This window comes from Devosia pacifica (assembly GCF_014652635.1).
Classification (GTDB): domain Bacteria; phylum Pseudomonadota; class Alphaproteobacteria; order Rhizobiales; family Devosiaceae; genus Devosia; species Devosia pacifica.
On sequence record NZ_BMZE01000003.1, the window covers coordinates 562,075 to 585,553 of the forward strand.

Annotated in this window: 22 protein-coding genes; 14 read left to right on the plus strand and 8 right to left on the minus strand. The window is 60.4% G+C overall.

Annotated features, from left to right (window positions below; translation table 11 throughout):
- Window positions 1-15 precede the first annotated feature (15 nt).
- Window positions 16-837, plus strand: a complete 822-nt coding sequence (locus tag IE127_RS15555; RefSeq protein WP_189426618.1) for a SapC family protein — start codon at window positions 16-18, stop codon at window positions 835-837.
- A gap of 21 nt (window positions 838-858) precedes the next feature.
- On the opposite strand, the gene IE127_RS15560 is transcribed toward IE127_RS15555, so the two are convergent.
- A complete protein-coding gene (locus IE127_RS15560; protein WP_244640225.1) occupies window positions 859-1,797 on the minus strand; it encodes a LysR family transcriptional regulator in 939 nt (312 codons plus the stop codon).
- A 162-nt stretch (window positions 1,798-1,959) separates the two neighbouring features.
- On the opposite strand from IE127_RS15560, the gene IE127_RS15565 reads away from it, so the two are divergent.
- The 11 genes from IE127_RS15565 to IE127_RS15615 all read left to right on the plus strand — a co-directional run bounded on the left by IE127_RS15565 (window position 1,960) and on the right by IE127_RS15615 (window position 15,345).
- Entirely contained in the window at window positions 1,960-2,934 is a 975-nt protein-coding gene (locus IE127_RS15565) for an aldo/keto reductase (protein WP_189426619.1), read from the plus strand.
- Between the two features lie 17 nt (window positions 2,935-2,951).
- The gene (locus IE127_RS15570; protein WP_189426620.1) at window positions 2,952-3,818 is read left to right on the plus strand and encodes an aldo/keto reductase; all 867 of its coding nucleotides are present in this window, start codon (window positions 2,952-2,954) and stop codon (window positions 3,816-3,818) included.
- Window positions 3,781-4,668, plus strand: a complete 888-nt coding sequence (locus IE127_RS15575; RefSeq protein ID WP_189426621.1) for an NAD-dependent epimerase/dehydratase family protein — start codon at window positions 3,781-3,783, stop codon at window positions 4,666-4,668. Before IE127_RS15570 ends, IE127_RS15575 begins: the two co-directional genes overlap by 38 nt.
- 93 nt (window positions 4,669-4,761) lie before the next feature.
- Window positions 4,762-5,748: an ABC transporter substrate-binding protein gene (locus IE127_RS15580; protein WP_189426622.1), complete on the plus strand. Its 987-nt coding sequence runs from the start codon at window positions 4,762-4,764 to the stop codon at window positions 5,746-5,748.
- Window positions 5,738-6,502 (plus strand): ABC transporter permease, encoded by a 765-nt coding sequence (locus IE127_RS15585; RefSeq protein WP_244640227.1) that lies wholly within the window; start codon window positions 5,738-5,740, stop codon window positions 6,500-6,502. The genes IE127_RS15580 and IE127_RS15585 overlap by 11 nt, the downstream gene beginning before the upstream one ends.
- Complete coding sequence (locus IE127_RS15590; RefSeq protein ID WP_189426624.1) at window positions 6,495-7,208, plus strand: ABC transporter ATP-binding protein; 714 nt, start codon at window positions 6,495-6,497, stop codon at window positions 7,206-7,208. The genes IE127_RS15585 and IE127_RS15590 overlap by 8 nt, the downstream gene beginning before the upstream one ends.
- A 71-nt stretch (window positions 7,209-7,279) precedes the next feature.
- Window positions 7,280-9,667 (plus strand): phosphoketolase family protein, encoded by a 2,388-nt coding sequence (locus tag IE127_RS15595; protein WP_189426625.1) that lies wholly within the window; start codon window positions 7,280-7,282, stop codon window positions 9,665-9,667.
- The gene (locus IE127_RS15600; RefSeq protein WP_189426626.1) at window positions 9,664-10,818 is read left to right on the plus strand and encodes an acetate/propionate family kinase; all 1,155 of its coding nucleotides are present in this window, start codon (window positions 9,664-9,666) and stop codon (window positions 10,816-10,818) included. Before IE127_RS15595 ends, IE127_RS15600 begins: the two co-directional genes overlap by 4 nt.
- A gap of 196 nt (window positions 10,819-11,014) precedes the next feature.
- A complete protein-coding gene (locus IE127_RS15605; protein ID WP_189426627.1) occupies window positions 11,015-11,881 on the plus strand; it encodes a response regulator in 867 nt (288 codons plus the stop codon).
- Window positions 11,853-14,948, plus strand: a complete 3,096-nt coding sequence (locus IE127_RS15610) for a CHASE domain-containing protein (protein ID WP_189426628.1) — start codon at window positions 11,853-11,855, stop codon at window positions 14,946-14,948. The genes IE127_RS15605 and IE127_RS15610 overlap by 29 nt, the downstream gene beginning before the upstream one ends.
- Before the next feature lie 22 nt (window positions 14,949-14,970).
- Window positions 14,971-15,345: a response regulator gene (locus IE127_RS15615; protein ID WP_189426629.1), complete on the plus strand. Its 375-nt coding sequence runs from the start codon at window positions 14,971-14,973 to the stop codon at window positions 15,343-15,345.
- Window positions 15,346-15,414: 69 nt separating this feature from the next.
- Here IE127_RS15615 and IE127_RS15620 read toward each other — a convergent pair whose 3' ends face one another.
- The gene (locus tag IE127_RS15620) at window positions 15,415-15,732 is read right to left on the minus strand and encodes an Hpt domain-containing protein (protein ID WP_189426630.1); all 318 of its coding nucleotides are present in this window, start codon (window positions 15,730-15,732) and stop codon (window positions 15,415-15,417) included.
- A gap of 349 nt (window positions 15,733-16,081) precedes the next feature.
- Between IE127_RS15620 and IE127_RS15625 the strand changes: the two genes are divergently transcribed.
- Complete coding sequence (locus tag IE127_RS15625; protein WP_189426631.1) at window positions 16,082-17,128, plus strand: L-idonate 5-dehydrogenase; 1,047 nt, start codon at window positions 16,082-16,084, stop codon at window positions 17,126-17,128.
- 40 nt (window positions 17,129-17,168) lie between these two features.
- On the opposite strand, the gene IE127_RS15630 is transcribed toward IE127_RS15625, so the two are convergent.
- Window positions 17,169-17,810, minus strand: coding sequence for a DUF998 domain-containing protein (locus IE127_RS15630; protein ID WP_189426632.1), 642 nt, complete (start codon window positions 17,808-17,810; stop codon window positions 17,169-17,171).
- A gap of 224 nt (window positions 17,811-18,034) precedes the next feature.
- On the opposite strand from IE127_RS15630, the gene hisD reads away from it, so the two are divergent.
- Entirely contained in the window at window positions 18,035-19,324 is a 1,290-nt protein-coding gene (gene hisD / locus IE127_RS15635; protein WP_189426633.1) for a histidinol dehydrogenase, read from the plus strand.
- Window positions 19,325-19,386: 62 nt separating this feature from the next.
- Here the strand turns inward: hisD and IE127_RS15640 are convergent, their stop codons facing one another.
- The 5 genes from IE127_RS15640 to IE127_RS15660 are packed head-to-tail and all read right to left on the minus strand — an operon-like array spanning window position 19,387 to window position 23,449.
- Window positions 19,387-20,751: an amidase gene (locus IE127_RS15640; protein WP_189426634.1), complete on the minus strand. Its 1,365-nt coding sequence runs from the start codon at window positions 20,749-20,751 to the stop codon at window positions 19,387-19,389.
- A complete protein-coding gene (locus IE127_RS15645; RefSeq protein ID WP_189426635.1) occupies window positions 20,748-20,924 on the minus strand; it encodes a hypothetical protein in 177 nt (58 codons plus the stop codon). The genes IE127_RS15640 and IE127_RS15645 overlap by 4 nt, the downstream gene beginning before the upstream one ends.
- A 7-nt stretch (window positions 20,925-20,931) precedes the next feature.
- Complete coding sequence (locus tag IE127_RS15650) at window positions 20,932-21,627, minus strand: RraA family protein (protein WP_189426636.1); 696 nt, start codon at window positions 21,625-21,627, stop codon at window positions 20,932-20,934.
- Window positions 21,627-22,319: an alpha/beta fold hydrolase gene (locus tag IE127_RS15655; protein ID WP_189426637.1), complete on the minus strand. Its 693-nt coding sequence runs from the start codon at window positions 22,317-22,319 to the stop codon at window positions 21,627-21,629. Before IE127_RS15655 ends, IE127_RS15650 begins: the two co-directional genes overlap by 1 nt.
- Window positions 22,316-23,449 carry a cobalamin-independent methionine synthase II family protein gene (locus IE127_RS15660; RefSeq protein WP_189426638.1) on the minus strand — a complete coding sequence of 378 codons (1,134 nt, stop codon included), beginning with the start codon at window positions 23,447-23,449 and terminating at the stop codon, window positions 22,316-22,318. The genes IE127_RS15655 and IE127_RS15660 overlap by 4 nt, the downstream gene beginning before the upstream one ends.
- Between the last annotated feature and the right edge of the window lie 30 nt (window positions 23,450-23,479).

The following is a 23,479-nucleotide window of genomic DNA, read 5'->3' on the forward strand; positions in this document are numbered from 1 at the left end:
AAACGAGGATACCGGATGGATCAGCCTCTGCAGCTCGTCACCCGTGAACGCCACGCCAACAAGAAGTGGAATCGTTCACGCGGCTACAGCTTCGCCGCCAAGACCAACGTGGTCCCGATTGCCGCCGCTGAACTGAGCCAGGCTGTTCGCTCCCTGCCTTTGGCATTCCTCGAATCCGAAGGGCGGCAAACGCTCGTCGCTCTTCTAGGTCTGTTGCCTGGGCAAAACCTGTTTGTCGCGCCTGATGGGCGCTGGCTGGGGCTTTACGTGCCGGCGAGCCTGCGCGCCTATCCGTTCCGGCTTGGACGTACCGACAAGCAGGACAATTATGCGATGGTTGTCGATGAATCGAGCGGTCTCGTCACCGATCTCGGCGTCGGCGAAGACGGCGTTTCGTTCTTTAATGAAGAGGGCAAGCCGGCGGAAGAGACCCAGAAGGTTCTCGATTTCCTCATCAAGACGAAACGCAGTGGCGACGCATGTGCACGCGCGGTCGACGCCCTGCAGCGCCATGAGTTGATCGAGACCTGGCCTTTGAAGGTGAAAGACGGCGAAGCGGAGAAATCCATCGCGGGCGTCGGACGGATCAGCGAATCCAAGCTCAACGCCCTTGAGCCCGAGGCTATGGTTGAGCTGCGCGATGCGGGCGGATTGGCGCTGGCTTTCGGCCAGTTGTTCTCCATGAGCAATATCTCGGTACTGACGACGCTTGCGCAGGCGCACGCCAAGGCAAGCGCGGCTCAGGCCAAACGCATGGAAATCCCTGAAAACAGCTTCGTCGGCGAGGAAGACGATAACCTCAAGATCGACTGGAATCAGTTCCTCAAGGATCGCTGAGGCAAAGCAGGCGCGCGACCCTCAGGAGGCCACGCGCGCCTCGTCCTGCTCAAGTTCATGATTATCTCTGATGCCCCCGAGAAGGTCGAGGAAGCGGCCCACCAAAGCTTCCTGACGAGCCGATGTGCGCGTCGCGACGACAAGCTCCCAGCACGCCTCTGGTCCCGCAAGCCGGCACTGCGCCAGATCATTTGCGCGGTTTGCCGCCACCGATTCTGGTACCAGCGCAATGCCGAGGCCGCGGGTGACGAGTTCCAGCATGGTCGAGAGGTCGCTGACTTCGAACGCTATGTGCCGATCGATTCCGGCGCTGGCAAAGGCTTCGTCCGCAAGCCGGCGGGTGCCCCAGTCCGATTCAAACTCGACAAACGGCGCCGTGGCCAGATCGCGTGGCGGCACTGATTGGCGGTGTGCAAGGGGATGCTCGGGCGCACAGACCACCACCAGTTCTTCGCAGGCGATGATCGTGGTTGCGATGTCCGAGGGCGGCTCGAATACGGGAAGAAACGCCAGATCGAGCTTGCCTGCCCGCAGCTTTTCCAGCAGGTGCGCTGAGCCGGCCTGTATCAGCCGTACCTCGACCTGTGGGTGACGTTCATGGAACGAGGCAAGGAGGGCCGGCAGATCGAGGAAGGCCGGCAGACCCTGCACCGTGCCGAGGCTGAGTTTTCCGGCGCGTGCCTCGGCGATGGCGGTTACGGCCTCGCGCGCCTCGCGCACTGCCTCCGTGACCGCCTCTGCCTTTTCCAGCAAGGTCCGGCCTGCCGCAGTCAGCCGCACCTGGCGGGTGGTGCGCACGAATAGAGGCGTTCCCAACTCCTCCTCGAGGCTGCGGATGGCGCTTGAGAGGGCCGACTGAACGATATTCAGGCGGCGCGCGGCACGCGTGAAATGCTCGGCCTTTGCGGCGGCAATGAAATATTCGAGCTGGCGCAATTCCATCGGACTATTCTCGCTCATCGATCAATCCGATCGATATATTCTATTTGAACGATGAAGAAAACCGGCGCAGGCTCACTCGCGAACACCTCATAATGTCGACGCGCGGCATCAACACTCATCAGCATTCAAGACTTGCACCAGCGGGGGCGGAGACGCAGCCGCTACAGCGGAGGACAATACATGGATATCACGAGATTGGGCCGGACCGGCCTTCAGGTCAGCAGGATCTGCTTCGGCTGCATGTCGTTTGGCAAGGTCACCGACGAGCGTCCCTGGGTGCTCGGACTTGAAGAGGCAAAGCCGATGTTCGAGCGCGCCTGGGAGGCTGGTATCAATTTCTTCGATACGGCCAATGTCTACGCTGCCGGCAGCAGTGAAGAAATTACCGGCCAGGTTATCAAGGATCTGGCCCCGCGCGAAGAGATCGTCCTCGCCACCAAGGTTTTCGGTCGGATGCGGCCGGGCCCCAATGGACAGGGCCTGTCGCGCGGCGCGATCATGAGCGAGATCGACAACAGCCTTCGCCGCCTCGGCACGGACTATGTCGATCTCTACCAGATTCACCGGTTCGATCCCAACACTCCGGTCGAAGAGACGATGGAAGCGCTCAACGATGTCGTGCGCGCCGGCAAGGCCCGCTATATCGGCGCCTCATCGATGTTCGCCTGGCAGTTCTCAAAACTGCAGCACGCAGCCGAACTCAACGGCTGGAGCAAGTTCGTCTCGATGCAGAACCAGGTGAACCTGGTTTACCGCGAGGAAGAGCGTGAGATGCTGCCGCTGTGCCGTGAAGAGGGCATTGCCGTGCTGCCATGGAGTCCACTGGGGGGCGGTAAGCTGACCCGTCCATGGGGTACCGAGACCAAGCGCGTCTCGACCGATCGGCACAACAAGACCATGTACGAGCAGCCGCGCGGCAACGATAAAGCAGTTGTGGAAGCTGTTGAGCAGGTTGCCAAGGAGCGCGGCGTACCGATGGCGCAGATCGCGATGGCCTGGGTTCTGGCAAAACCGGAAGTGACCTCCCCGATCGTCGGCATCTCCAAGATGGGGCACCTCGAAGACGCAATCGCTGCCGCTGATCTCAAGCTGAGCGAAAACGAGATCGCAACACTCGAGGCCCCCTACCAGTCCTTCGCCGTTACCGGCTTTTAACAGTAGCGAGGCGCGATATGACGGTGAAAACGGTCGGTGATATTCCTCAGATAGGCTACGGCACCTGGCAATTGCTGGGTGAGGATGCGCGCAACGGCGTTCTTTGGGCGCTGGAAGCGGGGTATCGGCACATCGACACGGCGCAAGGCTATGACAACGAGGCGGATGTCGGACGCGGCATTCGCGACAGCGCGATCCCACGGAACGACATCTTCGTGACCACGAAGGTCAAGCCCGACAATTTCGGGCCGGGGGCCATGATGCCCTCTGTCCGCGAGAGTCTCGACAAGCTCGGCGTCGAGGCGGTTGACCTGCTTCTCCTGCACTGGCCATCGCCGCAAGATCAATATCCACTGGAGACCTATGTCAGCCAGTTGGCTGAGATCTACGACGCCGGCCTGGCCAAGCGCATCGGTGTTTCCAATTTCACCAGGATGCACATCGACGAGACCCTGCAACTCCTTGGCGATCGGCATATCGCCACCAACCAGGTGGAGTGCCACGTCTATTTGCAGAACCTGCCGATCGTCGACTACTGCCAGGGGCTGAACATCCCCGTGACGGCCTATGCGCCGCTGGCGCGTGGCAAGGTTCTTGGGGACGCGGTGCTCAAAGACATAGCGGCGACCCACAACGCCGGCAGCGATCAGATCGCATTGGCCTATCTGGTGGCGAAGGGACTGATCATCATCCCCTCTTCCAGCAAGAAAGAGCGGATCGCCAGCAATTTTGCGGCTGGCAACATCACTTTGAGTGATGCGGAAATTACCCGCATCGAGGCACTCGACAAGGGAATGCGGCTGATCAACGGCGCGCATGCCCCCACTGGGACCATTAGGAACTCTCATGAGCAAACGCATTGTTTTCACCGGCGGCAGCGGTAAAGCCGGCCGCCACGTCGTGCCCTACCTGCTCGACCAGGGACACGAGATCCTCAATCTCGACATGGCACCACACCCTGACAAACGTGTTAACACGCTGATAACCGATCTGACCGATAGCGGGCAGGCTTTCGACGCGCTGTCGATGCATTTCAGCGCGGAGGGCCTGAAGACTGGCAATGGCCCGGCGCCGATCGATGCGGTCGTTCATTTCGCCGCGATTCCGGCAATCTTCCGGCGACCGGACAACGAAACGTTCCGGATCAATACGGTATCGACCTACAACGTTATCGAGGCGGCGGTGAAGCTTGGCATCCGCAAAGTGATCATCGCTTCAAGCGAGACCACCTACGGTGTCTGTTTCGCCGAGGGTGACAAGGATTACCACCAGTTCCCCCTCGAGGAAGACTACGACATCGATCCGATGGACAGCTACGGGCTGAGCAAGGTGGTCAACGAAAAGACCGCCCGCGCCTTTGCCATGCGCACCGGTGCCGACATCTATGCCCTCAGGATCGGCAACGTCATCGAGCCGCATGAATATGACCGCTTCCCCGGCTTTGTAGCGCATCCGGAAACGCGCAAGCGCAACGCCTGGAGCTATATCGATGCGCGTGATCTCGGCCAGATCGTTGATCTGTGCGTCAAGAAAGATGGGCTCGGGTTCACGGTGTTCAATGCGGTGAACGATACGATCACGGCGGATATCCCGACCAAGGACTTCCTGGCCAAGTACGCACCGAACACGCCGATCACGCGTGAGATGGGCGAGTACGAGGCGCCGCTTTCGAACCGCAAGGCGCGAGAAGTGTTGGGCTTCAAGGAGGAGCACAACTGGCGCAAATACGTCTAGGTAGATCGTTGGGCACGAGCACGGGCCGACCTCGGTTGACGGCCCCTGCATCGCTGTTCATAGCTTGAAGCCGCCCGCCCAACAGGAGCCGACATGGTCCGTCTCGCCATTGCAGCAATTGTGCTAGCGTCCAGCTTGCAGCTGGTTCTGGCTCAGGAATCCAAAGTTCCCGAAGTGCGCGTCGGCATCCTCGAATACGGCACCGTTGCGTGGGAGCTTGCGACGGTGAAAGACTACGAGCTGGATGCCGCTCATGACATCGCGCTCGAGATCGTACCGTTCGCGGGCGAAGATGCGACGGCGATTGCGCTCAAGACCGGCGCTGTCGACGTGATCGTCTCCGACTGGCTTTGGGTCTCGCGGATGCGCAGCGAAGGTGAAGACTTCGTTCTGACGCCTTATTCCACTTCGGCTGCGGCACTCATGGTGCCACAGGATTCGCCGCTCGAGGACATCGAGGACCTGACCGGCCAGCGCCTCGGCGTTGCCGGCGGACCTCTCGACAAGAGCTGGTTGCTGCTCCAGGGCCTTGCTTCCGAACGGTTTGACCGTGATCTCGCTGAAGCCAACGAAATCTCCTACGGGGCGCCGCCGCTGCTGTCCGAAATGCTGAAGGCCGATCGGCTGGATGCGGTACTAACGTTCTGGCACTACGCGGCCCGGCTTGAGGCCGAGGGGTTCCGCGAGCTGATCGGGACACAGGACGTGGCATACGCCCTGGGCGCGAAGGGCAATGTGTCGATGCTCGGCTATGTGTTTCGCCGTGATTGGGCCAGAGACAATCCGGAGGCAATCCAGGGTTTTATCGCTGCAACCACTGCGGCCAAACAATTGCTTGCGAGCGATGACGACGAATGGCGCCGCCTGCAAGAGACAGGTGTGATCCGCGACGAGGGTGAAACGCTCCTGGCGCTACGCGACAGTTATCGCGACGGCATCCCACGCAGGGGCGGGGCGCAAGATCGCCAGGATGCGGCGCTGCTTTATGAGATTCTCGCACAGATCGGTGGCGAGGATCTCGTGGGCGGGGCAAGAGTTTTCGACCCCGAGACCTACTGGGGTCTTGCAGGTGCGCGCTGAGCCGCTTGCTCGCCTCGGCTGGTTCGTGGCGTCGTTCTCGGCCTTGGTGCTCGTTTGGGCGATAGTCTCAACTCTCGTAGACCAGCGCTACCTGCCAAGTCCCGGCGCAGTGCTTACGGTCATGCTGGCGGAAACCGCCGATGGCGACCTGCCGTTTCATCTCTCGATGACGCTGATGCGTGTTGCCTTTGCGTTCGTACTTGCAATGGCCATAGGCGGCGCGATCGGCATGGCGCTCGGTGCGCGCGCCCGGCTCGATCGCTTCTTCCTGCCCTGGCTGATCGTTGCGCTCAATCTGCCGGCGCTGGTGGTGATCGTATTATCCTATATCTGGTTCGGACTGACCGAAGCCGCGGCGATCGGCGCAGTGGCCGTCAACAAGATTCCGATGGTCGCGGCAACGCTGCGGGAGGGAACGCGCGCCCTCGACCCGCTCTACTCGGAAATGGCCAAGGTCTTTCGATTCTCGTGGGTGGCGCGCCTGCGTCACGTCGTGCTGCCACAGCTGCAGCCCTATTACGCAGCGGCGGCACGCTCCGGCATCGCGCTGATCTGGAAGATCGTATTGGTGGTGGAGCTTTTGGGCCGCTCAAACGGCATAGGATTTCAGGTGCATCTATATTTTCAGATGTTCGACGTCGCCGGAATCCTCGCCTACGCGCTGGCATTCGTTCTGGTGATGCTCGCGATCGATGGCCTATTGCTGCAACCGTTCGAACGGCACGCTCGGCGCTGGCGAACCGTGAATGCTTAAGGTTGAGATAAACTCCCAGGCGCTCGGGCATGGCGAAAAAAAGGTCGACGTGCTCGCGAGGGTCACGTTTCGCGTCGACACCGGCCGGCTGATTTGCCTCACCGGACCATCCGGCTGCGGCAAGACTACCCTGCTACGCCTTGTCCTAGGGCTCGAAACTCTGGACGATGGCAGCATCGTGGTGCCCTCCGGGCGTGTCGCCGCCGTCTTTCAGGAGCCACGCCTGCTTCCTTGGCGCAGCGTCGAGGACAATATAAGGCTTGCTCTTGGTTCCAACAAAGAGCGCGTCGACATTGGCTCGCTGATCGACAGGGTCGGGCTCGCGGGCAAGGGGCGGAACTTTCCTGGTGAACTGTCGCTTGGGCAGGCCCGGCGCGCTGCGCTGGCCCGCGCCTTCGCCGTGGCGCCCGATCTGCTCCTGCTCGATGAGCCTTTCGCCTCGCTTGACCAGGAAACTGCGATGCGCCTGCGCGAGACCTTGATGAGCGTCTGGTCGCGCCGGCCGACCACGACGCTGATGGTCACCCATGACCTCGTGGAAGCAGCGCAACTTGCAGATGAGGTGATCGTTCTCGGCGGCCGTCCTGCGACTATCGTGGCACGTAGGGTGCTCGCGTGGGATCGTCGACAGCGCGATGCAGCCTATACAGCCGAGGTAGCGGCTCAACTGGCTGAGGTGATGAGGGCTGCGCTGCCAGGTCTCTAGCCCCGGTTACAGCTGGAACCGATCCTCGCGCTGAGACGATTGGTCCCTGAAGCGGACAGGAGCCAGCAACGATGAGCAACGCGCAGATAGACACAGCCAGCCTGACAAATGATGAGATGGACGTGCTCGAACGCTACTGGCGTGCTGCCAACTATCTGAGCGTTGGGCAGATCTATCTGATGGATAATCCGTTGCTCGACAGGCCGCTCGAGCCCGAACACATCAAGCCGCGCCTTCTCGGACACTGGGGAACCACTCCCGGTCTCAACTTCATCTATACTCACCTCAACCGCATCATCACCAAGAATGATCTGGAGATGATCTATGTCTGCGGTCCCGGCCACGGTGGACCGGGGATGTTGGCCAACACTTGGCTTGAGGGCAGCTACAGCGAAATCTACCCCCACGTCCCGAGAACGCGCGAAGGCATGCAGACGCTATTCCGCCAGTTCTCGTTTCCCGGTGGCGTGCCGAGCCACGCGGCGCCCGAAACGCCGGGATCAATGCATGAGGGTGGAGAACTCGGCTACTCGCTTGCTCACGCCTTTGGCGCAGTGTTCGACAATCCCGACCTAATTGCGGCGTGCGTTGTGGGAGACGGGGAAGCGGAAACAGGGGCGCTCGCCACGTCCTGGCACAGCAACACGTTCCTCAATCCTGAGCACGATGGCGCGGTGCTGCCGATCCTTCACCTCAATGGCTACAAGATTGCAAACCCGACGATATTAGCTCGCTTCGATGACCAGCAACTGAGGGACATGTTCTCCGGGTTCGGCTGGGAGGCGTTCTTTGTCGAAGGTGAGGACCATGCTCCGATGCATAGGGCGATGGCGGAGACGCTCGACAGGTCCGTGGCGCGCATCCATGAGATCCAGAAAGCGGCGCGTGAGGGCGTTGTGAATGAACGGCCACGCTGGCCGATGATCGTCCTGCGCTCGCCCAAGGGCTGGACTGCCCCGAAGCAGATCGATGGCAAAAAGCTCGAGGGATTCTGGCGGGCGCATCAGGTACCGATCGGCAAAGTACGCGAGAATGGTGAGCATCGAAAGCTCCTTGAGGAGTGGATGCGCAGCTACCGGCCCGAAGAGCTGTTCGATCCATCCGGCCGGCCGATGCCCGATATCCTGAAGCTGGTGCCGGACAAGTCACGACTGATGGGACTAAGCCCACACACCAATGGCGGCGTCAAAGCCGAGCTGAAACTGCCCGAAATCCACCAGTTTGCGCTCGATGTCTCAGGACCGGGAGAAACGACAGGCGAGGCAACGCGCACGCTCGGCAAGTATCTGGCTGAGGTGATGCGGCTGAACGCCGAAGCGCGCAATTTCCGGCTGATGGGGCCGGACGAGACAACCTCCAACCGCCTTGATGCCGTGTTTGAAGAGACTGACCGCGTCTGGATGGAGCCGATCGAGCCGTATGACGATCACCTGGCTCATGATGGCCGCGTGATGGAAGTGCTGAGTGAGCATTTGTGCCAGGGGTGGCTTGAAGGCTATCTCCTCAGCGGCCGTCACGGCTGGTTCGCGTGCTATGAAGCCTTTATTCACATCATCGACTCGATGTTCAACCAACACGCCAAATGGCTGAAGGTTTCGCAGGGGCTCGAGTGGCGCAAGCCGGTTGCATCGCTCAATTACCTCCTGACCTCTCACGTCTGGCGGCAGGACCACAACGGCTTCTCGCATCAGGATCCGGGATTTCTCGATCACGTCGCCAACAAGAAGGCCGATATCGTCCGCATCTACCTGCCGCCAGATGCCAACTCCCTGCTCTGGGTGAGCGCGCACTGTCTTCAAACGACAGATAGGGTGAATGTCATTGTCGCCGGTAAACAGCCCTCCCCGCAATGGATGAACCTTGAAGAAACCGAGCGGCATTGCCGCGTCGGCGCCGGGGCGTGGGATTGGGCCGGTTCAGTTGCTGAGGATGAAGAACCCGATATCGTCATGGCCTGCGCCGGTGACGTGCCGACCCTCGAAACGCTGGCAGCCGTGCAATTGCTGCGCGAGGCGCTACCTAAGCTGAAGATCCGCGTCGTCAACGTGGTGGATCTAATGTCCCTACAGCCGGAATATAGTCACCCGCATGGCCTGTCTGACAGAGATTTCGACCAGCTGTTCACCACGGATCGGCCAATCGTCTTTGCGCACCATGGCTATCCTTATCTGATCCATCGGCTCGCCTATAAGAGGCACAACCACGCCAATCTGCACGTGCACGGCTATCGCGAAGAGGGCACGACGACGACGCCTTTCGATATGGCAGTGCTAAACGAGATCGACCGCTTTCACCTGGCACTGGCGGCGCTGAAGTGGATGCCGGATCAGGGCGAGGTCGGCGCAAAGCTGAAGCGCACGCTGGAAGAAAAACTCGATCGCCATACGGCCTATATTAAAGAGCATGGCGAGGACATGCCCGAAATTCTCGAGTGGCAGTGGCGGGGAGCAAAGGCGTGAGCGACACCGTACTGGCGCTCAACGCAGGGTCTTCCAGCCTGAAATTCGGCTATTACAGCCTTCAGCACGGCAATGCACCGCGAGAGCTGGCGCACGGGCAGTTGGAAGGCAAGGACGGCGTCACGATCTCGGCCCGCTCCGTCAAAGGCACACAGAATGTGAGCTTGCCGTTGCGCGCCGATGACGGAGCCCGCCTTGAAGAGCTTATCGCATGGTTGGCAGACACTTTTGACGCGCCAGTGCCCTGTTCAATCGGCCATCGCGTCGTTCACGGCGGTCCCGACTTTGCCGGGCCCGCAGTCATCACACCGGACGTGCGTACCGCGATCGACCGACTGACGCCGCTCGCCCCCTTGCATCAGCCCCCGGCGCTTGCGCTGATCGATGCGGCGAGCGCGATTTGTCCAAGAGCGCAGCAGGTCGCCTGCTTCGATACCTCGTTTCATCACCACCTCACCCCGCCCGTCAGTCGCTATGGCATACCGCGCGCATGGGAGGAAAAAGGGCTAAGGCGCTACGGCTTTCATGGCCTGTCCTACGAAAGCATCGTTAGCCAACTACCGGAACAGCATGAACGGCGGATGGTGGTGGCTCACCTCGGCAGTGGCGCCAGCCTTTGCGCCATTACGAAGGGACGGAGCTGCGATACAACGATGGGCTTCAGCGCGCTCGATGGGCTGGTAATGAGCACACGGCCAGGAGCGATCGACCCCGGTATCCTTCTCTATATGCTCCGGCACGACGGTATGAATGTCGCAGAACTCGAAGAGGCGCTTTACCGGGAAAGTGGACTCAAGGGCGTCTCGGGCCTTTCCGGTGACGTGCAAGAGCTAGTGGAAAGCGATCGCAAAGACGCTGCAGAGGCGATCCAGTTGTTCACGTTTCGCATCGCTCGTGAGGTTGCAGCCATGACAAACACGCTGCAGGGCATCGATACGCTGGTGTTCACGGGCGGGGTGGGCGAGAACGCCCCCGAGATTCGAACCGCCGTCTGCCAGCGCCTTGCGTGGCTCGGCACCGAGATCGATGAGGTGGAAAACCGCAATAATGCGACCAGGCTTTCCCCTGACACAAGTCCGGTCGATGTTCTGCTGGTCAAGACCGATGAAGAGCAGGTCATTGCCGCGCACACGGCGAAGTTAACGGCTTAAGACTTGTGCATTTGCTGCGTGGTTGATGAAGACTTAACGGCCTAAACACTTGGGGTGCCTTGCAGGCACGACAGTTTTTTTCCACTTCAACCGGCAATCAATCGTAATTCTACGACAGGTGTGCGCAACCCTGTTAACAGTGCGTATGAATATGCCCACTAGCCTCGGCAGATATGCCTAAGGCTGGGAATTCGTCATGCTTCGCAACACTCATGTCCACATATTCGATGATGACACGCTATTTGCCGAGCAGATCGCCCAGCAGCTGCAGGATTTGTATGGCACTAATGCGTGGAGCCGGTCCGATGTCGACCTGCACTCCAACGATATGGTGCATAATCCAGACTGCATAATCGTTGATCATGATCTCGGACAGTCCAACGGGCTCGAACTCGCCCAGCGACTGCGCGAGCAATACGGGGCCCTGGTGCCGATCATCATGTTGACCGGGGTGGGCAACGAGCAGCTCGCGGTGCAGGCGTTCAAGTCCGGCTTTGCAGATTACCTTCCCAAGCGGCATCTGGATATTGGCGCGCTGGCTTCTGCCATCCATGACGCGATAACCCGGGCAAGCGAAGCGGGTGCCTCCCTTGTCCCTCCGCCGTCGGGCATCGGCATGCTCTCACCCGGCTATCTCAAGAGTGCTCTTTTGAAAGCGCAGCGCGAGCAGGGCATCGAAGAGATGATGTATCTGCGCGTCGAACTCGAGGAGTTCGCGCTACTGCACTACCAGTATGGACACACCATGGCCGAGAGAGTTCGGCGCTCCTTCATAGATTCGCTCGGCCGCCTGCCGGTGAGCGGGGGTTATTTTGCCCAGATCGGCACCAGGGTTTCGGTCTTCATCTTCGAGAAAACTCCGACTGCTGCCGAAATCGAGCAACTCCGCAACTTGGTGTCCTACCACCTGTCCAGCACCACCACTCTCAACGGGCGTACTGTCCAGATCACGCCGCGACTGCAGCTCGGTCGTCTAAAGACCCATCCTCGCAGCATCGACAAGTCGTTCGATGAGATGATCCTGGACTCCGAGCATGAATATAGATCTTCCATTCACGGCTGATCGCGACCATAGCGCGCAGGTTTCGCGCGTGCCGGCATGGCTGGCGAATCTGGTGATGCTGGTGCTTTACACGGCATTTGGCGTGATCGGCCTTGAACTCGCCGTCCCGCCTGGCTACGCGACCGTTCTGTGGCCCGCCTCTGGGGCAGCCCTTGCAGGACTTCTTGTCTGCGGACCCCGCCTGCTGCCAGGCGTGATGCTCGGCTCGTTTCTGGTCAACCTCTACGCGGGCGGTATCCTCGCTCAGCTACCGAGAATTGAGAACTGGACGGGTGTGGCTGTTGCAGGAACCATTGCGATTGGTGCTGGACTGCAGGCATTCGCCGCATCGGCGGCCTCAAAACGCGTATTCGGCACACCAATTGCCTTCACCGCGACGAAGCAATTGGCGGGATTTGCGTTGCTGGTGGGCCCTCTTGGCTGCCTGATCGCGCCGACGGTCGGCGTCGGTGCGCTGTTATTTGCGGGCATCATTCCAGCATCGCTTTTCACCTCCAACTGGACCACGTGGTGGCTTGGCGACCTGCTTGGGGTCGTGATTGTCCTGCCGCTCGCGCTTCTGGCACCATGGAGCCCTCGCTCGATCAGATGGTCGCAACGTGCCGTCGCAAACTTCTCGCTGCCTACCCTTCTCGCTATTCTCGTGCCGCTCGCACTGACGTTTTACGCCTGGAAGTATACCAGCAGCGCCGCCTATGAGCGCAGCCTAGACGCTTTCGAGCGCTTGGCACTGGATCATCAGCACTCACTCAGTTTCCGGCTTGAATCCTACCTGCAGGGCCTCGACGGTGGCGCCGGTCTGTTCGCAGCTACCGACGATGTGACGTTGGCGGAATGGCGAGCCTATGTCGATACACTCAATATCGGCTCGACCCTGCCGGGCATCAACGGCATGGGATTTGTCGACAGCGTACCGTTCGAAGACATGGCTGCTTTTCTGCGCGACGCTGCACAAGATGGCGTTGATCTGCAGCCCCATCCGCAGGTCGATGCTCCGGCAAACTTTATCATACGCTACATCGAACCGATTGCCGCGAACGAAGAAGCAGTGGGACTCAATATTGCGTTTGAACAAAACCGGTACGATGCGGCGATATGGTCACGGGACTCGGGTAAGCCGACGATCACGCGGCGGATTTTTCTGGTTCAGGACGAGACCAGAACCCCTGGCTTTTTATTCTTGCGCCCGCTTTATGAGACGGGCGTCCCCTTGACCAACACCCTGCAGCGGCGCAGTGCCTTTAGAGGCTGGGTCTATGCACCGTTTATCGCAGATCTGTTCATGGATGGTTTGACCTCCAGTCAAGGCGAAACCCTGGATGTTCAGATTTATGACGGGTCGCGGGTGGATGCAGAGCAGCTGATCTTCTCCAGCAACGACAATACTGCAGCCAATCCGACAGGACGCTTCAGAGTCGTTCAGACCTTGCCGGTTTACGGGCAGCTGTGGACTATTGTCTGGCAGAGCACCCCGCAATTCGAGCAAGGCGCGGCAAACAATGAAGCTCTGTTGATCGTCGTCGGCGGGCTCGTGCTGACAGCGCTTCTGGCCTTCTACCTGCATTCATTTTCACGGCGCGAAGAAGCAATCCGCGAAACCGTGGCACTCAAGACGAGAGAGATCGCCGCTAGCGAGCAGCGTCTCGATGATGCCATCGAGAATGCCCCGATCGGCATGGCGCTGCTGGATCTCGAGGGACGCTGGCTCAAGATAAACGAAGCAGTCGTGCAATTTCTCGGCTATAGCCGCGAGGAACTGGCTGAGAAGGATTTTCAATCGATCACCCACGAGGATGACCTCGGCGTCGATATCGAGCTGGTGCAAAAACTGCTTCGCGGGGAAATTTCCACCTACCAGCTCGAAAAGCGCTACATCCACAAGAATGGCCATGCACTTTGGGGCAATCTCAGTGTCTCGCTGGCACGGGACATTTATGGACAGCCGGCTTACTTCATCTCGCAAATTCTCGACATTAATGACCGCAAGCAGATGGACGCGCTCAAGAGCGAGTTCGTGTCCAATGTCAGCCACGAATTGCGCACCCCGCTCACATCCATTCGTGGCTCATTAGGACTGATTGTCGGGTCGCTTTCCGATACCCTTCCCGACAATGTGCGGCACCTGCTGCGCATCGCCTACAAGAACAGCGAACGCTTGATCTTCCTGATCAACGACATTCTCGATCTCGAAAAGCTCAATGCCGACAAGATCACCTTCGACAATCGTCCGCATGACATCGCGGAGATCGTGCGACTGTCAATCGAGGAGAATCTGGGATTTGCCAGCGACTATTCGATCGCCCTGGCTGACAAGACGCCAAGCACACCGCTGCATGCGTCCGTCGACTCGACGCGGCTGCTGCAGATCATGGCCAATCTCATCTCCAATGCGGTCAAGTTCTCACCAGCTGAAGGCATAGTCGAGGTCGGCGTTGTGGCCTCAGGCAACGCCGCCACAATTTTTGTCAAAGACACGGGTCAAGGGATCCCGAGCGCCTTCACAAGCCGCATCTTTTCTCCCTTCTCCCAGGCCGATGCCTCGGCGACTCGGAAGAAAGGCGGCACAGGACTGGGCCTTCACATCACCAGGCAACTGGTGGAACGCATGGGTGGCAAGATCAGCTTTGAAACCGAGGAAGGCGTGGGAACGACGTTCTTCGTCCACTTCCCACTCCACGACGTTCAGGCGCCGGAAGAAGCCACCGACAGGAACCTGCCACTGGCCTTGCACATCGAAGACGACGAGGATTTCTGCGCCTATCTCAGGACCGCCTTGCAGGGCGTTCTGAATGTCCGGTCCGTAGCCTCGCTGGAAGAGGCCCGCGCCATGCTCACCAGCGAAATCGATATGATCATTCTCGATCTCGAATTGCCGGACGGAAACGGACTGGACCTGCTGGCAACTCTTCCGGCCGATTGGAGTGGGAGTATCGTCGCCGTCACGGCCTCAGAGGAGGCACACCATGCCAGTTTCGACGCGGTCCTGGTTAAGTCAAAGCATCGCGACGATGAGGTGATTTCCGCCATCCGAACCATGGCCGACCGCCATCTCAAGATGGCTTCGTAACCTCGACTGCAGGGAGTTCAAGGTGGCTACAGGCAACAAGATACTTTACATCGACGACGATGACGACGTGCGCGAGGTGGCCTCACTGTCACTGTCGCTCGATGCGGACCTTGAGGTGCGCACCAGTTCGTCAGGACGCGAGGGCATCGCGCTTGCTGCGGAGTGGAAACCCGACCTCGTGCTGCTCGACGTCATGATGCCGGAGATGGATGGTCCCGAGACACTGAAGCACATCAAGGCCGATCCAGAGCTCGCCTCGATTCCGGTAGTCTTCATCACCGCACGAGCGCAGGTGCATGAGGTTCATGAACTGCGTGCAATCGGTGCTGCTGGAGTGATCTCGAAACCGTTCGACCCGATGACACTGGCAGCCGAAGTGCGACAGTTCCTCGGCTAGGCAAGACGGACGGATCCGCGGCCATGGTGATTGCCGCAAGCGCCACAATCGAGCCGACGGATTCCTCGTTCAGCCAAAATCAGCGAGCGCCCGTTCTATAAGAACGATCAGGCGCCGGGTCAGCAATTCTACGCTTGAGGCCGACGCATTCTGGTTGATCGCATCCTCAATCTCGGCTGCAGGGTCGGCCACCACGGCGAATCCGAAAATCGAGGCGCTGCCAGCAAGCCGATGGGCCAGAAACCGTATACGCTCGTGCTTTTCTGAATCGGATACGCTCGGATCGCATAGTAACGTCTCGAGTTCGGCAGCATCGTGCCGCATGCGTTGCGCAAACTTGTCGCGCAGCGGCGACACGCTACCCTGAAGCGCCTCAACCGTGCTCATGCGTTCCTCGATTAAACGTGCCGTGGACTAAGCCGGCGAAGCCGCTGTCGCAAAGGGAACGACCAAGTTCAGCACTCGAGCTGGCAGCCGATCGGCCGCTTCTGCAAGCAAGCGCGAAAGACGGAGAGATAGGTGGATCATCATCCACCACTGCGACCCGTTTGCCCTCCATCATAGACATAGCGCACACCTCGAGCATCCTCGACCAACATTGCAACTGTCTGGTGTTAAGATTTCATGGACTTGCCGAAGACAAGTGCGAGGCAGGTCGGTTGAGTCCGCCATCGAACTATACCGGGCGCCCAATGTTTCGGTTTCGAGCGCAACGCCGCTCTGGTAACAGGCAGTTATGAAAGCCATTGTCATTCACGCTGCCGAAGACCTTCGCCTCGAAGAGCGCGAGGCAGAAACCCCGAAACAGGGCGAAGTGCTACTGCGCCTCGCGCGTGGTGGGGTATGCGGCTCCGATCTGCATTATTACCACCATGGCGGCTTCGGAACGGTCTCGTTGCGCGAGCCGATGATCCTCGGCCATGAAGTTTCGGCCTATGTCGAGGCTTTGGGAGAGGGCGTGACGGGGCTGAGCAAGGGGCAGCTGGTAGCGGTCTCGCCATCGCGCCCGTGCGGCGAATGCCGCTATTGCCGAGAAGGCTTGGCGAACCAGTGCCTGAACATGCGGTTTTATGGCTCTGCGATGCCGTTCCCACATATTCAGGGCGCGTTTCGCGAGTTGCTGGTGGCGCAGGCGAGCCAGTGCGTGCCCGCGGATGGGCTGAGCGCGGGAGAAGCGGCCATGGCCGAACCTTTGGCCGTGACCCTTCATGCAACGCGCCGCGCGGGCGACCTGCTCGGCAAACGGGTCCTGGTGACCGGATGTGGCCCGATCGGCCTGCTGTCGATCCTTTCAGCACGACGGGCCGGTGCGGCCGAGATTATTGCCACGGACCTGTCGGAACTTGCGCTCGACTTTGCCCGTCGGGCTGGCGCCGATATCGTTCACGACACCGCAAAAGATCCGGACGCATTGGAACAGTACACGGCGGACAAGGGCTATTTCGGCGTTCTCTATGAATGCTCCGGCGCGCAACCGGCGTTGCGGGCGGCTATTGCTGCCATGCGGCCGCGTGGAATCGTCCTGCAGCTTGGAATGGGCGGTGACATGTCGCTGCCAATGCTCACCATCACAAGCAAGGAGCTCGACCTCAGAGGGTGCTTCCGCTTTCACGAAGAGTACGCAATCGGCGTCGAACTGATGCAGAAGCGTCTGATCGACACTCGGCCGCTGATCACACATACCCTACCTCTTGAGGCGGCCATCAAGGCGTTCGAGACAGCCTCGGACCGCTCAAGCGCGATAAAGGTGCAGATCGCGTTCAGTGAGGGTGCCGCGAGCTAGGCTGTGGTCCTTCAGCATTCAGAATCGCTGCGAGGCTGTGTCAGGCGCTGTCGGGGACCATGGTCGCGCCGGCTTTTCCATAGCCGATAAGGACGATGGAGATCGTCGAGACCCAGCCGATCGCAAGCACCGCGAGAAAACGCTCGTATGCGCCGTCCCATTCGGTCGGCACGATGAAGAATATCGGCGCCAGCACGGTCCAGACCACGCCGATACCGCCGATCAGCCAGCCGCAGATGCGGTTGAGCCGCGCGATCTGCGAGACCAGCAGGCCACTGTTGATAACCAGTATGGCATAGAGTGCCAGTACGCAGCCGAGGTGCAGATTGGACGCAGGCACCGTGACACGCATGTCCTGATTGACGCCTGCTATGGCAACGATGACCAGCGACATCACACCAAGCAGAAGCCTCGCAATAAGGACTCTCTTGCTGCCAAAATTAAGATCGAGCCCGACAGCGCAGGCGAATATCGCGGCTGCGAAAAAGTACAATCCCCAGTCCTGGATCCATCCGTAAGGCCCTTCAGCGAGGGCACTGATCGTATCGGCTATCGGATTGTGCGGCGGATAAGCGATGATGGCAGCGATATCGGACACTATCGCCGCAGCGCAGCCAATCAATCCGCAATAGCCGGCAACAACCGTCAGCAGTTCGCCGCGTCTCGCCTCTGACGTTTGCACTCTATACCCCCAAGTGCGGATCTGCACTGCTCCTTCGCCAACAGATGAACACACCAAGGGTTCCTCACCTATATCTGGTGCAGCACCCTTTGCACGACGAGAAAGCCCAGTGGACGCAATTGCAAACGTATGCAATTATTACTCCACTAATGTCGCTTCTACCTCTCCATGAAGGCTTGAATGAAGCGACCGTACTGTCTGCATACGAAACCAAGGCATTCGGCATGTCCGCGAAAACCAGCATTACCGGCCTCACCTGGATAAAGTCGCCAGAGCGTGACTCGATTACCGATACCAGCTCGATTGTCGAAACCGTCGCCGAGGTGCTGGCCGATGTTCGCTCCAATGGCGATGCCGCTGTGGCGAAGTACTCCGCCAAGTTCGATAACTCCGATCTGACAGCGTTCGAGGTTACGGCTGCCGAGCGCGAACAGGCGCTGGCCGAACTCGACCCTGAAACCCGTGCCGACACCGAGTTCGCGATTGCCAATGTGCGCAAATTCGCCGAAGCGCAGTTGGGCACGATCGGGTCTCTTGAGGTCGAAACGCTGCCGGGCGTGCATCTTGGGCATCGAGTGATCCCGCTTGAGCGCGTTGGCTGCTATGTGCCCGGTGGTCGCTATCCGTTGCTGTCGGCGCCGATCATGACCATCGTTCCGGCCAAGGTCGCGGGGGTCGACGAGGTGATTGCCTGCCTGCCGCCCAATGCGCACAAGGCGATGATTGCCGGCTGCCACCTTGCAGGTGCAGATCGCATCTTCAAGATCGGCGGCGCGCAGGCGATCGCGGCGATGGCTTTCGGCACCGAGACCGTGCCGGCAGTCAACAAGATCGTCGGACCGGGCAATGCGTTCGTCAACGAGGCGAAGCGGCAGATTTTCGGACCGATCGGCATCGACCAGCTGGCGGGCCCGTCGGAGATCTACACCGTTGCCGACGATACCGGCGATGCCGAGATGCTGGCGACAGATATGCTGGCGCAGGCCGAACACGACATTCGCACGCGCGTCGGCTTGATCACCACGTCGAAGGCACTCGCCGAAGCGACGCTGGCCGAAGTGCACAAGCAGCTTGAGACGCTATCGACCGCCGAGACCGCCGGGCAGGCGTTCCGCGACTATGGCGAGATCGTTGTTTGCGACAGCGAAGAGGCGATGATCGCCTATTCCGACCATATTGCCGCAGAGCACCTGCAGGTGCACACCAAGGACGCCAAGGATTTCGCGCTGAAGCTGCGCAATTATGGTTCGCTGTTCATCGGCACGCTGGCGAGCGTCGTTTATTCCGACAAGTGCTCGGGCACCAACCACACGCTGCCGACGATGGGAGCAGGCCGTTACACCGGCGGGTTGTGGGTCGGTGCGTATGTCAAGATTGCCACCCACCAGTGGCTGACCGAAGAGGGCGTGAAGCAGGTGGCACCGCCTGCAGTGCGCCAGAGCGCCAGCGAAGGGCTTGAAGGCCATCGACGTGCCGCGCAGTTGCGCCTCGACCGGATGCAGATCAAGGGCTGATCGGTTTCAGAGTATTGCTATGAAAGCCGCCGCTGAAAATGTGGCGGCTTTCTTTTGTGAGTTCAGTCGGCGAAGACCGGCTTTTGCGCCGAGTGATCCGTGCCCGCCTCATAGGCAGCACCAATACGGCAAAGGCGTGCTTCGCCGCCATGGCGGCCGATCAGTTGCAGGCCCATCGGCAAACCGTTGGCAAACCCCATCGGCAGGGCCAGCACCGGGTGACCGGTGAGATTGAACGGCAGGGTGCGCATCGGCGTCCAAACCGGGCTTTCGCCATCGAACGCCGAGAACGCCGGCGCTGTCGCCAGCGTGGTGACGGTGAGGATGGCGTCGTACCGGGCGAACAGCGCGTCGATTTCGCTGCGCCATTTGCGGCCCAGCCGGTGGGCGCGCTCGACATCATCACCGGTGACGGCAACGCCGGCCGCAAGGCTGTTGAAGCCCTGGCGCCCGTAATCGGCTGAGCGGCTGCGCATGTCGTCGAGATGGTAGGCCAAAGCCTCTGCGTGAAGGATGATGGCGCCCGCCGCTTCCATCGCCTCGTAGTCGGGCAGCGCTATCTCTTCGATGCGCGCGCCGAGGATCGACAGGTCGGATGCGGCGGCATCCATTGCAACGCCCATGTCCGGCTGCAGGGCGGGATCATCTATGAACCAATCCCGGGCATAGCCGATGCGCAGGCCGGCAATGTCGCGACCGATCTCAGCGGCAGCGCTGTCAAAATCCGAGGGCGTCGCGATGGCATCGAAGGTCAGTGCCGCGTCTTTGACAGACGCCGACAGCGGGCCGATGCAATCAAGACTTTCCGAGAGGGGAATGACGCCTCGACGCGGGACGCGCTCATATCCGGGCTTGAGACCGACACACCCCGAATAGGCCGAAGGTGAGCGAATGGAGCCGCCGGTATCGCTGCCGATCGCCGTGCGCACCAGCCCACCAGCGACTGCTGCGGCGCTGCCAGAGGAGGAGCCGCCAGTGATATGATCTCGGTTGAAGGGGTTGCGCGCGGCGGGGAACGGCAGATCGGTACTGGGGCCGACCAGCGCGAACTCATAGGTCATCAATTTGCCAAGCAGCACTGCTCCGCCATCCGCCAGACTTCCGGCAACATCGGCATCGCGTTGCGGAACGCGTTCGAGGTGCAGTTTTGAGCCGCCGGTGGTGCGGATTCCAGCCGTGTCGATCAGATCCTTGAGCGCATAGGGGATGCCGTGAAGTGGCCCGCGATCTTCGCCGCGTGCCAGCTCGTCATCGGCTCGTTCAGCTTCGGCGCGGGCGCGGTCCTCGGTGAGGGTGACGAAGGCCTGCAGCGCACTGTCCCGGGCGGCGATCCGTTCGAGATGGGCGGACAGCAGCTCGACGGACGAGAAGGTTCTGGCGCGAAGCCCTTCCCCGGCCTCAGCGATAGACAGGTCAGCGAGGCTCATCGCGTCTTCTCGTCGGCTTCGAGGCGCTGCAAACGCTCTGCGCCAGCGCGCAGCCATTGAAAGACCGGCAGAATGCGGGCCTGCTTCTCTCGGGAAACCGCAAGTCCTGCAGCATCGAGCCGATCAGCCAGAAGGCGCGTTTCGCTGTTCTGGTCTTTTGCGGTATCGCTCATCTCGGCCTCATGTGCGCGCAGCTTCGAAAGCTGCCCAGGCTTTTTCAAACGCTTCGAAATCGAAGCCCTCTTCGCGCGCCGGGCCGAGGACGAGCTTTTCCGTTTCGAGCAACTTGCGGATCGACTGGGCCAAGACTGGAACGACCGCTTGCGGGATGTTGACGGCGCCGTGCCGATCGGCGTGGATCAGATCACCGTGCGATACCGTCATGTTAAAGATATCGACGGTGCCGCCGATTTCGCGGACATGAACGAAGCCATGGCTGGGGCCGACAGACCCTGCAACCACCGGATAGCCCTCAGGCAGATCGCCAAGGTCGCGCATCACCCCATTGGTGAGCGTGCCGGAAATACCGAACCCCTTGTGGACTGTCGTGTTGATCTCGCCCCAGAAGGCGCCGATGCACTCGGGATAGTCGAGGTCTTCGATCACCGTGACTGATGGCTTTGGCCCCTCGGCCATATAGCGATAGTAATCCATGCGGCGCGCCTTTATGACCGCCGGATCTTCGGTCGGCGGCTCGAGCGCGGCAATACGGGCAGTGAGCGCGTAGCCGACAATTGGTGGCTCCTCGGGGGCAGAACACAGCATGGTGCCGCGTGTGAAGCCGTTGAAACCGCGCTTGCCCTCGGCCACTTCGATGGCGTTGCAGACCGTGGGTGTATCGACGCTGCGCAAGAGGTCGTAAAGTTCGCTATCCATCATGTCTCCAGCCAGCGCTTCAGCGCCGCGTTCGTGTGCTCGGGCTGTTCGAGCGTCGGCAAATGCCCCGCCCCTTCTATCACCTCGAGGATCGAGCCGCCGAGCAGCTCATGCATCAATGTATGCCGGTGCAACGGGCACAGTTGATCGTCCGCGCCCATCAACACCAGCGCCGGCAGCCGGGCGGCGCTGAGTGTGTCGGTCTGGTCTCGGCGCGTTTGCAGTGCGCGCGACTGGCGAACGAAGACCTCAGGGCCGAGGGCCAGCGCCATATCCATGCACAGATCGAGAATTTCCTGCTTGCGGGGACCATCGGCGAGGTAGTTCGGCTTCATCTCGTCGCGCATGATTTCGGCCAGATGGCCGTCGTTGGCCCGCTCGATCTGCGGTTCGCGGCCGGCCCTGACCGTGTCGGTTTCCGCAAGCGGGTTGGTGTCGAGCAGCGCGATGCGTTCGACCCGCTCCGGTGCCCGGCGCAACACCTCCATGGCGATGATGCCGCCCATCGAAAGCCCGCATAGGGCAAAGCGCGGCGGTGCCTCGTCGAGCAGCTGCGCGGCAAGCGCTGCAATGTTGTCAGAGCCGGACGCATCGGCAATGCTGATGGTCCGCCCGGCACTGAACGCAGCGATCTGCGGCGCGAACAGGCGCGCATCGCACATCATGCCGGGCACGAGCACCAGTGGTGTCACTCACGCTCTCCAGCGATCTTCGCCCCTTCGCTGAGCGCTGCGAGCTTGGCAAAGGCAATGTCGGGATCAACAGCGCCAAAGCCCGCAAAAGTGCCGAAGCCGCAATCGGAACCGGCGATCACCCGGTCAGGCCCAACAATTGCTGTGAAGCGTTCGATCCGCTGGGCCACCAGTTCCGGGTGCTCGACAAAGTTGGTGGTGGTATCGACGACACCCGGGATCAGAACCGTATCCTGAGGAATCTCGGCCTTGCGCTCGGCGAACACCGTCCACTCATGAGCGTGGCGGGGATTGGCGGTTTCAAACAAGACATAGCGGGCCTTGGCCGACATCAGCGTTGGAAAGACCTTGTCCATCGCAATGTCGCAGACATGCGGGCCTTCGTAATTGCCCCAGCAAATGTGGATACGCACCTTGTCCTGCGGCACCGATTTGAGCGCGTAGTTCAGCGCTTCGACATGCAGGTTCGCGATCCTGACGAACTCGGCGTCGCTGAGATCTTCGAACAGCATGTGGCGGGACAGCGCAAGGTCGGGGCAATCGAGCTGCAGATCGAGCCCTGACGCGACGATCGTCTCGTATTCGGCCTTCAACGCATCAGCCAGCGCCCACAGGTAAGCCTCACGGTCCTTGTAGTGCGCATTCTGCAAGAACAGCGAGACGACGCCGGGCGAGGCGGCATTCATGAAGCCGCGATCAACGCCGTGTTCGGCCATCGCCGCCTTGAGATTGGCGATGTCCTTGTCCAGCTCGCCATTATTCTTCGAAGTAATGTCGCCAGTGCATTGCGGGCGCGCGTAGGTGGGCGTCCCGCCGGAGGAGGATGCCCGTTTCATGAAGCTCGGGAAGCGCTTGAGATCACCGGGCGCGTTGCGCGGGCTATCGCCGGAGAAGCCGGTATAGCGGTCCTTCACATAGGTCGCGTAGGAAATCTTCGAGGTCTCGCCATCGCTGACGATATTGATCCCGGCCTCGACCTGCTTGCGCACGGTTTCGGACACTGCCGATGTCATCACCGCATCGAACTGCACCGGGTCGATCGGCTCGCCTTTTTCGCGGCCGAAGATCTGATCGACGACAGCCTGGCTGCGTGGCAGCGAGCCGACATGGGTTGTCTTGATGCTGGGCATATCCCCTCCCCGTTCCGGTGGTGGCGGCGC